Raw genomic sequence first — 12,534 nt, 5'->3', positions numbered from 1 at the left:
CTTAAAATTGGGGAATCATGCCTTCCGATGCCGATCCGATCAACCTGACGCATCACTTCCTGATCGCGATGCCCGGCCTGCAGGACGCCTCGTTCTCGCGCAGCGTCGTCTACCTGTGCGAGCACGGCCCGCGCGGCGCCATGGGGCTCATGATCAACAAGCCCACCGACATCAACCTGCGCAAGCTCTTCGAGAAGGTCGACCTGCCGCTGGGCCGCGAGGAGCTTGCCGCCACGCCGGTCATGCAGGGCGGGCCCGTGCAGACCGAGCGCGGCTTCGTCCTGCACGAAGCCGTGGTGGCCGAGGGGGGCGACCCGAACGAGTCGATCTACGCGTCGACGATGACGATCCCCGGCGGCCTGGAGATGACCACGTCCAAGGACGTGCTCGAAGCGCTCGCGACGGGCGCCGGGCCGCGCAAGCTGCTCGTCACGCTCGGCTATTCGTCCTGGGGCGAGGGCCAGCTCGAGACCGAGCTGGCCGAGAACAGCTGGCTCACGGTCGGCGCCGACACGGGGGTGATCTTCGACACGCCCGTCGCGCAGCGCTACGACAAGGCGCTGTCGCTGCTGGGCCTGCAGACGTGGATGCTCTCGCCGAGCGCCGGTCGCGCATGAACGCGGCCGTCGACGTTCCCCCGCACTTCCAGACGTTTCTCGCTTTCGATTACGGGCTGAAGCGCACGGGCGTGGCCGTGGGCAACCGCATGCTGCGCACGGCGACGCCGCAGCCGACGATCCGCGCCGAAGGCGACGCGCGGCTCGTCCACGCGCAGGCGCGCGTGAAGGAATGGCAGCCCGACGCGCTGGTGGTCGGCGTGCCGTTCCACCCCGACGGCGCGAGCCACGACAATACGCTGCGCGCGCGCAAGTTCGCGCGCCAGCTGCGCGGCCGCAGCGGCCTGACGGTGTACGAAGTCGACGAGCGCTACAGCACCACCGAGGCGCTGGCGAGCGGCGCGCGCGACGCCGATGCGGGCGCGGCCTGCGTGATCCTGGAACAGTTCCTGAGGAGCCTGCCGTGACGACCCTGAGCCTGGATGCCGAGGCCCTGTATGGCGAACTGCTGCGCGGCGTGCGCGCGATGCGCGAGCCCCACACGCGGCTGGTCGGCATCACGTCGGGCGGCGCGTGGCTCGCGCAGCGGCTGCAGAAAGACCTCGCGCTCGACGGGCCGGCGGGCGTCATCTCGTCGGCCATGCACCGCGACGACTTCGCGCGGCGCGGACTCGCGGGCGCGGGGCAGCAGACGCAGCTCGCGTTCGACGTGAACGACGCGAGCATCCTGCTGCTCGACGACGTGCTCTACACCGGCCGCACGCTGCGCGCGGTGCTCAACGAACTCTTCGACTACGGCCGGCCGGCCTCGGTGAAGCTCGCGGTGCTCGTCGACCGGGGCGGGCGCGAGCTGCCGGTGCAGGCGGATTTCGCGGCGGCGCGCGTGTCGCTGCCGGCCGCCCAGTCCCTCGAGCTCGCCAAGGCGGACGACGGCCGCTTCAGCTTTCACGTGGAAGGCCACTGATGCTCTACAAACGCAATCCGCAACTGAACAGGAACGGCGAGCTGATCCACCTGCTGTCGGTGGAGGGCCTGCCGCGCGACATCCTCACGCACATCCTCGACACGGCGGCGAGCTTCGTGAGCGTGTCCGACCGCGAGGTGAAGAAGGTGCCGCTGCTGCGCGGCAAGAGCGTCTTCAACCTGTTCTTCGAGAACAGCACGCGCACGCGCACCACCTTCGAGATCGCGGCGACGCGCCTGTCGGCCGACGTCATCAACCTCGACATCGCGCGCTCGTCGACGGCCAAGGGCGAGTCGCTGCTCGACACCATCGCCAACCTCTCGGCGATGGCCGCCGACATCTTCGTCGTGCGCCACGGCGAATCGGGCGCGCCCTACCTGATCGCGCAGCACGTCGCGCCGCACGTCCACGTGGTCAACGCCGGCGACGGGCGCCACTCGCACCCCACGCAGGGCCTGCTCGACGTGTACACGATCCGGCACTACAAGAAGGATTTTTCCAACCTCACGGTGGCGATCGTCGGCGACGTGCTGCATTCGCGCGTCGCGCGCTCGGATATCCATGCGCTCACGACGCTCGGCTGTGCGGAGGTCCGCGTGGTCGGACCCAAGACGCTCGTGCCGGGCGACATGGCGCAGATGGGCGTGCGCGTCTTCCACACGCTCGAAGAAGGCCTGAAGGGCTGCGACGTCGTCATCATGCTGCGGCTGCAGAACGAGCGCATGAGCGGCGCGCTGCTTCCCTCGTCGCAGGAGTTCTTCAAGCGATTCGGCCTCACGCCGGAGCGGCTCGCGCTCGCGAAGCCCGATGCGATCGTCATGCATCCGGGCCCGATCAACCGCGGCGTGGAGATCGACTCGAAGGTGGTCGACGGCAAGCAGAGCGTGATCCTGCCGCAGGTCACGTTCGGCATCGCGGTCCGCATGGCCGTGATGGGAATCGTCGCGGGGAACGAAGCATGAGAAATGACTCCCCCCCGAAGCGGCCTGCGGCCGCCTCCCCCTCGAGGGGGCGCCCCCAGCGGCCCGGCAAAGCCGGTTCCGCGGGGGCCTGCGAAATGGAGTGCCGCGCCCTATGAAGATTCTTATCCGCAATGGCCGCGTCATCGACCCGGCCCGCAATTTCGACGAGATCTGCGACGTCGCCGTTGCCGCGGGGCGCATCGTGTCGATCCGCAACGTGCCGGACGGCTTCGGCGCCAACAAGGTGATCGATGCGCGCGGCTGCGTCGTCGCGCCCGGCCTGATCGATCTTGCCGTGCGGCTGCGCGAACCCGGCCACGAGCATGAAGGCATGCTCGAAAGCGAAATGGCCGCGGCGGTCGCGGGCGGCGTGACGGGCCTCGTGTGCCCGCCCGACACCGACCCCGTGCTCGACGAGCCGGGCCTGGTCGACATGCTCAAGTTCCGCGCCGAGAAGCTGCACCAGGCGCGCGTGTTTCCGCTCGGCGCGCTCACGCGCGGGCTCGCGGGCGAAGTGCTGACCGAGATGGCCGAACTCACCGAATCCGGCTGCGTGGGCTTCAGCCAGGCGGAGGTGCCGCTGCTCAACACGCAGGTGCTGCAGCGCGCGCTGCAGTACGCATCGACCTACGACTACACCGTGTGGCTGCGGCCGCAGGAAATCCACCTCGGCAAGGGTGTCGCCGCGAGCGGCCCGCTCGCCACGCGGCTGGGCCTGTCGGGCGTGCCGGTGGCGGCCGAGACCATCGCGCTCCACACCATCTTCGAGCTGGTGCGCGCGACGGGCGCGCGTGTCCACCTGTGCCGCCTGAGCAGCGCCGCGGGCATTGCGCTCGTGCGGCAGGCGAAGGACGAGGGGCTGCCTGTCACCTGCGACGTCAGCATCAACTCGCTGCACCTCACCGACCTGGACATCGGCTTCTTCGACAGCCGCGCGCGGCTGAGTCCGCCGCTGCGGCAGCAGCGCGACCGCGATGCGTTGCGCGAGGCGCTGGCGGACGGCACGGTCGATGCGCTCGTGTCCGATCACACGCCGGTCGCCGCGGACGAGAAGACGCTTCCCTTCGCCGAGGCCGAGCCGGGCGCGACCGGCGTCGAGTTGCTGCTCGGCCTCGCGCTGAAATGGGGCCAGGAGTCCGGCGTGGGCCTCATGCGTGCGCTGGCGGTGCTCACGAGCGAGCCGGCGCGCGTGATCGGCGCGAGCCTGGGCACGCTGCAGGCGAGCGCGGGACAGCTGGTCGACGGCGGCGTGGCCGACGTCTGCATCTTCGATCCGCAGGGCGCGTGGACCGTGGAGGCGGAGGGCCTGCGCAGCCAGAGCAAGCACACGCCGTTCTCGGGCCACGAACTGCCGGGCCGCGTGCGCTGCACGCTGGTCGGCGGGCAGGTCGCGTACGAAAGCCGGGACCGGAGCTGAGACCGCAGCGATGCGCGCCGCCATTCGGGGTATTCGCGCGCTTGCCCATGCCGTCGGCGGCTGGTTCACCATCGTCTTCACCTTTCCCCGGCTCGCTCAGGCGCAGCGCAACGAGCGCGTGCAGGCGTGGGCGCGCGAGATGCTGCGCATCCTCGGCATCGCGCTGGACGTGCGGGGCGAGCCGCCCGCGGCGGGGCCGATGATGCTCGTCGCGAATCACATCTCGTGGCTCGACATCCTCGTCATGCATGCGGCGCGCCATTGCCGCTTCGTCGCGAAGGCGGACATCCGGCACTGGCCGCTGATCGGCACGCTCGCCACCGGCGGCGGCACGCTCTACATCGAGCGCGAGAGCCGGCGCGATGCGATGCGCGTGGTGCATCACATGGCCGACAGCCTGCGCGCGGGCGAGATCGTCGCGGTGTTTCCGGAAGGGACCACCACCGATGGGACGAAGCTGCTGCCCTTCCATGCGAACCTCGTCCAGGCGGCGATCTCCGCGCATGCGCCGGTGCAGCCGGTGGGGCTGCGCTTCGAGGATCGTGCCACGGGCGAGATCAGCTTCGCGGCGCGCTACGTCGACGACGACACGCTCGTGGGGTCGGTGTGGAGGCTGCTCACGTCGGCGCCCCTGACCGCGGTCGTGCGCTTCGGCGAGCCGCAGGGAAGCGAGGGTCGCGACCGGCGCGTGTGGGCGCGGGACTTGTACGTCGACGTCGATGCGCTTCGAACGAAAGGCGGAAGCCCTGGATTCCCGCCTTCGCGGGAATGACGACAGGCCGGGCCTTTGCATGTCATCCCCGCGACGGCGGGGTCCAGGGCGCCCTACACGGGGAACGATGCGATCGGCGCGGCCGCCGGGCTCGCTTCCCGCTGGAAAGTCACCACGTGATCCACCTGCGCGCGGATGCCGATCCACTCGCCGACCTTGTGGTCGTGGTGGCTGGGCACATGCGCGAGCACGACCTCGCCCGTAGCCAGCCGAAGCGTGTAGAGGAACTCGGAGCCGCGAAAGGCCTTGCGCAGGATCTCGGCCTTCACCGGCGCATCGTCGTCATGCACGATGTCGTCGGCGCGCAGCAGCACCTCGCACTGGCCCCCTGCGAAAGCGCTCGGCAGCGGACACTCCGCGCCATCGGCCAGCGGCCCCAGCGCCGTATGCACGACGACCTGGTTGCCCACCTGCTTGAGCGTCGCCCTGGCGAAGACGCCGTGGCCGATGAAGTCGGCGACGAAGCGCGTGGCCGGGCGGTGGTACAGGGTGTACGCATCGTCCCATTGGTGCAGCCGCCCCTCGTGCATCACCCCGATCTCGTCGCCGATGGCGAACGCCTCGAGCTGGTCGTGCGTGACGAACAGCGCGGTCGCGCCGGCGGCCTTCAGGATCCCGCGGATCTCGTGCGCGAGCCGCTCCCGCAGGTCGACGTCGAGGTTGGAGAAGGGCTCGTCGAGAAGCAGCAACTGCGGCCGCGGCGCGAGCGCACGCGCGAGCGCCACGCGCTGCTGCTGGCCGCCCGACAGCTCGTGCGGCATCGCGCCCTGCGTGTCGGCGAGGCCCACGAGCGCCAGCACCTCGGCCACGCGCGCATCGCGCTGCGCACGCGTCGCGCCCGGGATGCCGAACGCCACGTTGCGCGCGACGTCGAGATGGGGGAAGAGCGCGTAATCCTGGAACACCATGCCCACGCGGCGCCGCTCGGGCGGCACATGCACGCCGCCGCCCGCGACGCGCTGCGAGGAGATGCGGATCTCGCCTTCGCTGGCGCGCTCGAGTCCGGCAATGGCGCGCAGCAAGGTCGTCTTCCCGCATCCCGAGGGGCCGATCAGCACGCCGATGTCCCCGGTGCGCAGGCCGAAGGTCACGCTGTCGACGGCCGCGCGCTCCCGGCGCGGATAGCGCACGCTCAGCCGGTCGACCTGCACATGCATGTCAGCCTCCGCCGAGCCGCAAGCGGGCTTGCGCGGCCACCGGAGACAGCGCAGGACACGAACCGACAGGCGAGGAGGCCATGAGCAACCATTCTAGATGAATACAATTCTCATTTACCTATGCGTGTACGCCGGCTGACCGAGCTCCCCCTGCTGATGCTGGCCGCGCTGCTTGTGCTGCCGGTCGTCGCCGTGTTCGCGTCGTGGCTGCAGTGGGACGCGGCGAGCGCGCAGATCCTGCGCGAGATGGCCTCCACCGTCCTGCCGGGCTATGCGGCCACGAGCCTGGTCCTGTGCGTCGGCGTGGGTGCGGGCGTCGCGCTCGTCGGCACCGGCGGGGCGGCGGCGGTCACCCTGTTCGATTTCCCCGGCCGTCGCGTCTTCGAGTGGGCCTTGCTGCTGCCCCTCGCGATGCCGGCCTATGTGGTCGCCTACGCGTACACCGACTTCCTGCAGTTCGGCGGGCCGCTGCAAACCATGCTGCGTTCGCGCTTCGGACTCGAAGGCCGCGTGTTCCCCGAAATCCGCAATGCATGGGGCGCGGCCTGGGTGTTCGTGTTCTCGCTCTATCCCTATGTGTACCTGCTCGCGCGCACGGCGCTGTCGGAGCGTGCGGCGCACCTGATGGAGGCCGCGCGGCTCCTCGGCGCGCCACTCGCGCGCCGCATCGTGCGCGTCGCGGTGCCCCTGGCGCGGCCGGCGGTGGCCGCGGGTGTCGCGCTCGCGCTGATGGAGACGCTCGCGGACTTCGGCGTCGCGAGCTATTTCGGCATCCAGACCTTCAGCACCGGCATCTACAAGGCCTGGCTGTCGATGGACAACCGCATCGCGGCGGCGCAACTGGCGACGCTGCTCCTCGTCGTCGTCGCGGTGCTGCTGGCGGTGGAGTCGGGCGCGCAGCGGCGCCTGCGATTCGTGGCCGGCAAGGATCGCGCGTCGTCGGTCGAGAAGCAGCCGGTGCGCTTGCACGGGGCGGCCGCGGCGCTCGCCTTCGGGTTGTGCATCTTCCCGATCCTGATGGGCTTCGTTCTTCCGGTCGTCTTCATGTTGCGCCCTCTCGCGGCCGACTGGTCCGTGCTGCCCTGGGACCGCTTCGTCGGCTGGGCCTTGAACAGCCTGCGCCTCGGCGCGATCAGCGCGGTGCTCGCGGTCGCCATCGCGCTCCTGCTCGCGTACAGCCTGCGGCGCGCGCCGGATCCCTTGACGCGGGGTGTGGTGCGACTCGCGAGCCTGGGGTATGCCGTGCCCGGCGCCGTGATCGTCGTCGGCCTCCTGCTGCCGGTCGGCTGGCTGCAGCAGGCGCTGCCGCAAAGCGGCGCGGGCTACTGGGTCACGGCCACGATCGCCGGCATCGTGTGGGCGTACCTCGTGCGATTCGTGTCGGTGGCGCTGCAGTCGATGCAAAGCGGCTATGCGCGCATTCCCGCGAGCCTCGACGACTCGGCGCGGATGCTGGGCGCCGGCGGGGCAGGACTGCTCGCGCGGGTGCACTGGCCCCTGCTGAAGCGCTCCGCCGCCGCGGCCGGCCTGCTCGTGTTCGTCGACGTGATGAAGGAGCTGCCGGCGACGCTCGTGCTGCGCCCCTTCAACAGCGACACGCTCGCGGTGGTCGCGTATCAGCTTGCGCGCGACGAGCGCCTGGGCGAAGCGGCGCTGCCTTCGCTGGCGCTCGTGCTGGTGGGCCTGATCCCCGTGGTGCTTCTCAGCCGGACGCTGCGTTCGGCGTCGCCGCGCGCGTGATCAGCTCTCGTCGACGGGCTGCTGCGCGGGCGCGGCGGACTTGCGATAGAGCACTTCGCCGGTGGGCACATGCACGACACGGATCTCGTCGCCCGACGGCGCGAAGCTCTTGGCGGCGAGCAGGATGGCGAGCGACCGGTCGCTCACGACGTAGTGCTGCGAACCGGCCGCGGGCCACAGATGCCCCGCGATGGGCTGGTTGCTCTCGATCCGATAGTCGGCGGTTCCCATGTCACCTCTCCTTTTTATTGTCTCGTTCCGATCGTCTGGCACCCGATTTTCCGGATGATAGGCCGGCACGATGACAGCGCAATGACCGTGCGGCGGAAGGCTGCAACGGGGTCGCGCCGGTATGCCGCCCAAGCTTAGCGGGGACGAACCACGGGTCTGTAGGAGAAGGCGCGCATCCCTGTAGGACGGTGCGAAAGGGAGCGAAGGGGAGCGAAGGAGGCGATGGCGCCCCCGGCAGGAATCGAACCTGCATCTAGCGCTTAGGAGGCGCTCGTTCTATCCATTGAACTACGGCGGCGGGAGGGCGGATTTTACGGCGTTTCGAGTCGCCTTCCCTCTGGTGTATTCTTGTGCGTTCTCATCGACTCTCATTGGTGTGAGTCGGCGAGTGATACGCGAGTGAGTCGTCCAGAATGGCCAGCATTTCCTTCGTCGAAGGCGCGTGGCGCCGCCGCCGCCCGTTGCGCCCTCGGTGATTCCCCCGCCGAGTGCGGTGCTGACGATGGCGTGCCCGGCACCCGCTGAACTCCCGGACATGGCGACGGCGCGCGAGCTGGCCGACACGCTCATGGAGTGGATTCAGTTCGGCGCGTGCGAGCGTGGCCGGCGTGTGGCGCTGCTCAGAAGCTGGCCGCAGTGACCACCGCCGACCGTGCCCGCTGCGACGCCATGCTCGAGCGGCTGACGGAGGACAAGGCCGAAGCGGAGATCGCCGCGAACGCGCTGGAAGCGACTGGTGACACTGCCAGCGCAGCATGCGCATGGGCTTGCCGTACGGCGCCGGCAGCGACTCGTCGAGCAGCATCGGAGCGATGTGCATGGGTGCATGCTTACCTGCGGTGTCAAACAGACTGCATCACGACTCTCGCGTGAAACACTGAACGCCGTGGAAAAGAAAAACCCGGCACGAGGCCGGGTTCTGTCGTCGAGCCCGATTGCCGGGCGCGCCGTTGCGTGATCAGCCCGAAACCTGAACCAGCGTCACGGTACCGACGTCGCGACCGTTGATCGTGATGCTGCCGCCCGGGTTCACGGACACAGTGACGACGGTGCCCGACGAAGCCGCGCTACCCAGGATGAACACCGCAGCGCGCTGGCGTGCCACGCTGTCAGACGGTGCGCCCTGAGTGCCCAGACGGATGTTGCAGGGGTTCACCGTGACCGTCGAACCCGACGCCAGGCGGTGGCCGGCCGGGAACGACGAGTTCGCAACCACGAAGATGCACGAACCGAACGTGGTCGCGCCGGTTGCCACGCTGGTGCCCGAGGAGATCGAGAACGCAGGCGTCGAGGCGGTCGACGTGAACGCAATGCTCGTCGCGGCCGTCGTGCCCAGATCCGGCACGCCGGACGGGAACGAGAACGGAACGTTCGTCACGGCAGTTGCCGTGCTCGACGTCACGGGAATCGTGGCGTCGACTGCTGCCACGGTCGGCAGCGGATCATCGTCGCCGTCGCTGCAAGCAGGGAGAAAGGCCGCTGCCGCGAGCATCATCATCATTCCAACAAGCTTCTTCATATCCACCAGCCCTTTCGTTGACGAAGAAATAGCGCACATAGAGGTGCCCATCACCCATGCGTCGAGAATACAAGAAATTTCGTTGCTGGCGCAACTTCTTCGTCTCCGCCCACTCTGAAGCCGACCGTTCGGTCCCGGGAGGCATGGCAAAAAAAACCCGGCGGATGGGGCCGCCGGGCTAGTGCCTTTTTCAAGGGTTGGTGGCGAAATCATAACGCACCGAACTTTTCGTGGCAACTCATTCGAGATCGCGCCCTATAACTGTAGGTCGGCGGGCCGCAATTCTATTTGACGAGCAGCCTCATCGCCTCTTCCAGCCCCTTGATGGTCAGCGGGTACATCCGCTGGTTCATCAGCTGCTGCATCACCGCGATGCTCTGGCGGTACTGCCACACGCCCTGCGGCTCGGGGTTGATCCAGACGAACTTCGGGAAGGCGCTGGTGAGGCGCTGGATCCACTCGGCGCCGGCTTCCTCGTTGTTGTATTCGACGCTGCCGCCGGGCTGCAGGATCTCGTAGGGGCTCATCGTCGCGTCGCCCACGAAGACCAGCTTGTAGTCCTTGTTGTACTTGCGGATGATGTCCCAGGTGGCGAACTTCTCGGAGAAGCGGCGCCGGTTGTTCTTCCACATGAAGTCGTAGACGCAGTTGTGGAAGTAGTAGAACTCGAGGTGCTTGAACTCCGCCTTCGCGGCCGAGAACATCTCCTCGACCCGGTGGATGTGCTCGTCCATCGTGCCGCCGACGTCCATGAGCAGCAGCACCTTCACGTTGTTGTGGCGCTCGGGGACCATCTTGATGTCGAGCCAGCCGGCGTTCGCCGCGGTCGACTTGATGGTGTCGTCGAGGTCGAGCTCCTCGGCCGCGCCCTCGCGCGCGAACTTGCGCAGGCGGCGCAGCGCGATCTTGATGTTGCGCGTGCCGAGTTCCTGGCTGTCGTCGTAGTCCTTGTACGCGCGCTGGTCCCACACCTTCACCGCGCTGCGGTTGCGGCTCTTGTCCTGGCCGATGCGGATGCCCTGCGGGTTGTAGCCGTACGCGCCGAACGGCGAGGTGCCGCCCGTGCCGATCATCTTGCTGCCGCCCTCGTGGCGCTCCTTCTGCTCCTCGAAGCGCTTCTTCAGCGTCTCCATGAGCTCGTCCCAGCCCATCTTCTCGATCTTCGCCTTCTCCTCGGGCGACAGCTCGAGCTCGAGGTTCTTGCGCAGCCACTCGAGCGGCACGTCCTTCGTGAAGTCGGCGACGAGCTCGACGCCCTTGAAGTACGCGGCGAAGGCGCGGTCGAACTTGTCGTAGTGCTTCTCGTCCTTCACGAGCGCGGTGCGCGACATGAAGTAGAAGTCGTCGATGGACCAGGCGTCCTCGCTCACGGGGCCGACCACGCCCTCCTTGAGCGCCTCGATCAGCACGAGGTATTCCTTGACGGACACGGGCAGCTTCGCGCTGCGCAGGGTGTAGAAGAAGTCGATCAGCATGCGCGACCTCGCAATCGGTTCAGGGTTGGGTTCGGCGTTCGAGCTGATGGCGCAGATGCGCCTTCACCTCCGGCCACTCGCCGGCGGCGAGGCTGTACATCACCGTGTCGCGCACGGTGCCGTCGCGGCGCAGCGCATGGTGGCGCAGCACGCCGTCCTTGCGCGCGCCGAGCCGCTCGATCGCCTTCTGGCTGGCGAAGTTGTAGTTGTCCGTGCGCCAGCCGACCAGCTGCGCGCCGAGCGTCTCGAACGCGTGCGCCATCAGCAGCAGCTTGCAGGTGGTGTTGACGTGGCTGCGCTGGCGGCTCTTCGCGTACCACGTGTAGCCGATCTCAAGCCGGTCGACCTCCGTCACGATGTCGTGATAGCTGGTGCTGCCGATCACCTGGCCGGAGCCCGCATCGAGCACGGCGAACGGCAGGCGCTTGCCTTCGTCCTGCATGCGCAGCGCGTCTTCGATGTAGCCGCGCGTCTGCTGCGGCTCGGGGACCGAGGTCACGCGGATCGTCCAGAGCTCGCCGTCCGCCGCGGCGGCGCGCAGGCCCGGCTCGTGCTCCAGGGCGAGCGGCACGACACGGATGCCGCCCGACGCCAGCGTGCAGGACTCAGGCTTCTTCATCGCGACGCTTCTCGCGCGAGCGGCGCCAGAAGCGCGCGCCATGCAGTCCGACGCCGCCGCCGAGGCCGCACATGAGGATGCCGACGACGCTCGAGGTCCCCGTGCCGGCGGCGTTGGCGAACGGGTCGGCGCCGATCGTCCGCGCGACGAAGAAAGCCAGGAGCGCGCCGCCGACGAAGCCGATCGCATCGGTCAAGCCCTCGAACAGCGCGCGGTTCATTACCGGTTGTGCTTCTGCATGAACACGAGCTTCTCGAACAGCGTCACGTCCTGTTCGTTCTTGAGCAGCGCGCCCACCAGCGGCGGCACGGCGACCTTGTCGTCCTTGCTTTGCAGCGCTTCCGGCGGAATGTCCTCGGCCACGAGCAGCTTGAGCCAGTCGAGCAGTTCGGACGTGCTGGGCTTCTTCTTGAGGCCGGGCAGGTTGCGCACGTCGTAGAAGGTCTTCATCGCGGCGCCGAGCAGTTCCTGCTTGAGGCCGGGGAAGTGGACGTCGACGATCCTCTTCATCGTCTCGGCGTCGGGGAACTTGATGTAGTGGAAGAAGCAGCGGCGCAGGAAGGCGTCGGGCAGTTCCTTCTCGTTGTTCGACGTGATGAAGACGAGCGGGCGGTGCTTCGCCTTCACGAGCTCGCGCGTCTCGTACACGTAGAACTCCATGCGGTCGAGTTCGCGCAGCAGGTCGTTGGGGAATTCGATGTCGGCCTTGTCGATCTCGTCGATCAGCAGCGCGACCGGCTGGTCGGCCGTGAACGCCTGCCACAGCACGCCCTTGACGATGTAGTTGTGGATGTCCCTGACCTTCTCGTCGCCGAGCTGCGAGTCGCGCAGCCGGCTCACCGCGTCGTATTCGTACAGGCCCTGCTGCGCCTTGGTGGTCGACTTGATGTGCCACTGCAGCAGCGGCATGCCGAGGGCGGCGGACACTTCCTCGGCCAGCATGGTCTTGCCGGTGCCGGGCTCGCCCTTGACGAGCAGCGGCCGCTTGAGGGTGATGGATGCGTTCACCGCCAGCATCAGGTCTTGCGTGGCGACGTAGTTCTCGGAGCCTTGGAACTTCATGGGGTGGGACGGTAGAAGAGAAGGGCGGTGTGCCCGATATAATCGCCGGTTGATCCGGA

Annotated in this window: 15 protein-coding genes and 1 tRNA gene; 8 read left to right on the top strand and 8 right to left on the bottom strand. The window is 68.2% G+C overall.

The genetic code is table 11. The features are described 5' to 3' along the window. Window positions 1–17: 17 nt before the first annotated feature. From AB7E83_RS20945 to AB7E83_RS20920, 6 genes are all read left to right on the top strand, one after another. Window positions 18–617: a YqgE/AlgH family protein gene (locus AB7E83_RS20945; RefSeq protein WP_428572747.1), complete on the top strand. Its 600-nt coding sequence runs from the start codon at window positions 18–20 to the stop codon at window positions 615–617. After that, window positions 614–1,024 carry a Holliday junction resolvase RuvX gene (ruvX, locus tag AB7E83_RS20940; protein ID WP_428572764.1) on the top strand — a complete coding sequence of 137 codons (411 nt, stop codon included), beginning with the start codon at window positions 614–616 and terminating at the stop codon, window positions 1,022–1,024. Before AB7E83_RS20945 ends, ruvX begins: the two co-directional genes overlap by 4 nt. Then, the gene (gene pyrR / locus AB7E83_RS20935; RefSeq protein WP_428572746.1) at window positions 1,021–1,521 is read left to right on the top strand and encodes a bifunctional pyr operon transcriptional regulator/uracil phosphoribosyltransferase PyrR; all 501 of its coding nucleotides are present in this window, start codon (window positions 1,021–1,023) and stop codon (window positions 1,519–1,521) included. The genes ruvX and pyrR overlap by 4 nt, the downstream gene beginning before the upstream one ends. After that, window positions 1,521–2,483, top strand: coding sequence for an aspartate carbamoyltransferase catalytic subunit (locus AB7E83_RS20930; RefSeq protein WP_428572744.1), 963 nt, complete (start codon window positions 1,521–1,523; stop codon window positions 2,481–2,483). Before pyrR ends, AB7E83_RS20930 begins: the two co-directional genes overlap by 1 nt. A gap of 112 nt (window positions 2,484–2,595) precedes the next feature. Next, window positions 2,596–3,900, top strand: a complete 1,305-nt coding sequence (locus AB7E83_RS20925) for a dihydroorotase (RefSeq protein WP_428572743.1) — start codon at window positions 2,596–2,598, stop codon at window positions 3,898–3,900. A gap of 10 nt (window positions 3,901–3,910) precedes the next feature. After that, a complete protein-coding gene (locus AB7E83_RS20920) occupies window positions 3,911–4,672 on the top strand; it encodes a lysophospholipid acyltransferase family protein (protein ID WP_428572742.1) in 762 nt (253 codons plus the stop codon). 53 nt (window positions 4,673–4,725) lie between these two features. Here AB7E83_RS20920 and AB7E83_RS20915 read toward each other — a convergent pair whose 3' ends face one another. Further along, entirely contained in the window at window positions 4,726–5,829 is a 1,104-nt protein-coding gene (locus tag AB7E83_RS20915; protein WP_428572741.1) for an ABC transporter ATP-binding protein, read from the bottom strand. A 120-nt stretch (window positions 5,830–5,949) separates the two neighbouring features. Here AB7E83_RS20915 and AB7E83_RS20910 point away from each other — a divergent pair, with 120 nt between their 5' ends. Continuing rightward, window positions 5,950–7,569 carry an ABC transporter permease gene (locus AB7E83_RS20910; protein WP_428572740.1) on the top strand — a complete coding sequence of 540 codons (1,620 nt, stop codon included), beginning with the start codon at window positions 5,950–5,952 and terminating at the stop codon, window positions 7,567–7,569. On the opposite strand, the gene AB7E83_RS20905 is transcribed toward AB7E83_RS20910, so the two are convergent. Next, a complete protein-coding gene (locus tag AB7E83_RS20905) occupies window positions 7,570–7,800 on the bottom strand; it encodes a hypothetical protein (RefSeq protein WP_428572739.1) in 231 nt (76 codons plus the stop codon). 223 nt (window positions 7,801–8,023) lie between these two features. Continuing rightward, window positions 8,024–8,098: transfer RNA gene (locus tag AB7E83_RS20900), tRNA-Arg, on the bottom strand. A 174-nt stretch (window positions 8,099–8,272) separates the two neighbouring features. Here AB7E83_RS20900 and AB7E83_RS20895 point away from each other — a divergent pair. After that, window positions 8,273–8,440 (top strand): hypothetical protein, encoded by a 168-nt coding sequence (locus AB7E83_RS20895; RefSeq protein WP_428572738.1) that lies wholly within the window; start codon window positions 8,273–8,275, stop codon window positions 8,438–8,440. A gap of 318 nt (window positions 8,441–8,758) precedes the next feature. On the opposite strand, the gene AB7E83_RS20890 is transcribed toward AB7E83_RS20895, so the two are convergent. The 5 genes from AB7E83_RS20890 to AB7E83_RS20870 form a co-directional block, all read right to left on the bottom strand. After that, window positions 8,759–9,301 (bottom strand): hypothetical protein, encoded by a 543-nt coding sequence (locus AB7E83_RS20890; RefSeq protein WP_428572737.1) that lies wholly within the window; start codon window positions 9,299–9,301, stop codon window positions 8,759–8,761. Window positions 9,302–9,603: 302 nt separating this feature from the next. Continuing rightward, window positions 9,604–10,794: a vWA domain-containing protein gene (locus tag AB7E83_RS20885; protein WP_428572736.1), complete on the bottom strand. Its 1,191-nt coding sequence runs from the start codon at window positions 10,792–10,794 to the stop codon at window positions 9,604–9,606. A gap of 19 nt (window positions 10,795–10,813) precedes the next feature. Beyond that, window positions 10,814–11,413 carry a GNAT family N-acetyltransferase gene (locus tag AB7E83_RS20880; protein WP_428572735.1) on the bottom strand — a complete coding sequence of 200 codons (600 nt, stop codon included), beginning with the start codon at window positions 11,411–11,413 and terminating at the stop codon, window positions 10,814–10,816. After that, window positions 11,400–11,633: a hypothetical protein gene (locus AB7E83_RS20875; protein WP_428572734.1), complete on the bottom strand. Its 234-nt coding sequence runs from the start codon at window positions 11,631–11,633 to the stop codon at window positions 11,400–11,402. The genes AB7E83_RS20880 and AB7E83_RS20875 overlap by 14 nt, the downstream gene beginning before the upstream one ends. Further along, the gene (locus tag AB7E83_RS20870) at window positions 11,633–12,475 is read right to left on the bottom strand and encodes an AAA family ATPase (RefSeq protein WP_428572733.1); all 843 of its coding nucleotides are present in this window, start codon (window positions 12,473–12,475) and stop codon (window positions 11,633–11,635) included. Before AB7E83_RS20870 ends, AB7E83_RS20875 begins: the two co-directional genes overlap by 1 nt. Between the last annotated feature and the right edge of the window lie 59 nt (window positions 12,476–12,534).

This window comes from Ramlibacter sp. (assembly GCF_050250995.1).
In the GTDB taxonomy this organism is placed as follows: domain Bacteria; phylum Pseudomonadota; class Gammaproteobacteria; order Burkholderiales; family Burkholderiaceae_C; genus Ramlibacter.
Note: the sequence above shows the minus strand (reverse complement) of the source record. Positions and strands in the feature narration are given on the sequence as shown.

Excerpts from the sequence above, each read along its gene's own strand:
- AB7E83_RS20945 (WP_428572747.1), top strand. The coding sequence starts at position 18 with ATGCCTTCCGATGCCGATCCGATCAACCTGACGCATCACTTCCTGATC.
- ruvX (WP_428572764.1), top strand. The coding sequence starts at position 614 with ATGAACGCGGCCGTCGACGTTCCCCCGCACTTCCAGACGTTTCTCGCT.
- AB7E83_RS20930 (WP_428572744.1), top strand. The coding sequence starts at position 1,521 with ATGCTCTACAAACGCAATCCGCAACTGAACAGGAACGGCGAGCTGATC.
- AB7E83_RS20925 (WP_428572743.1), top strand. The coding sequence starts at position 2,596 with ATGAAGATTCTTATCCGCAATGGCCGCGTCATCGACCCGGCCCGCAAT.
- AB7E83_RS20920 (WP_428572742.1), top strand. The coding sequence starts at position 3,911 with ATGCGCGCCGCCATTCGGGGTATTCGCGCGCTTGCCCATGCCGTCGGC.
- AB7E83_RS20915 (WP_428572741.1), bottom strand. The coding sequence starts at position 5,829 with ATGCATGTGCAGGTCGACCGGCTGAGCGTGCGCTATCCGCGCCGGGAG.
- AB7E83_RS20910 (WP_428572740.1), top strand. The coding sequence starts at position 5,950 with ATGCGTGTACGCCGGCTGACCGAGCTCCCCCTGCTGATGCTGGCCGCG.
- AB7E83_RS20905 (WP_428572739.1), bottom strand. The coding sequence starts at position 7,800 with ATGGGAACCGCCGACTATCGGATCGAGAGCAACCAGCCCATCGCGGGG.
- AB7E83_RS20890 (WP_428572737.1), bottom strand. The coding sequence starts at position 9,301 with ATGATGATGATGCTCGCGGCAGCGGCCTTTCTCCCTGCTTGCAGCGAC.
- AB7E83_RS20885 (WP_428572736.1), bottom strand. The coding sequence starts at position 10,794 with ATGCTGATCGACTTCTTCTACACCCTGCGCAGCGCGAAGCTGCCCGTG.
- AB7E83_RS20880 (WP_428572735.1), bottom strand. The coding sequence starts at position 11,413 with ATGAAGAAGCCTGAGTCCTGCACGCTGGCGTCGGGCGGCATCCGTGTC.
- AB7E83_RS20875 (WP_428572734.1), bottom strand. The coding sequence starts at position 11,633 with ATGAACCGCGCGCTGTTCGAGGGCTTGACCGATGCGATCGGCTTCGTC.
- AB7E83_RS20870 (WP_428572733.1), bottom strand. The coding sequence starts at position 12,475 with ATGAAGTTCCAAGGCTCCGAGAACTACGTCGCCACGCAAGACCTGATG.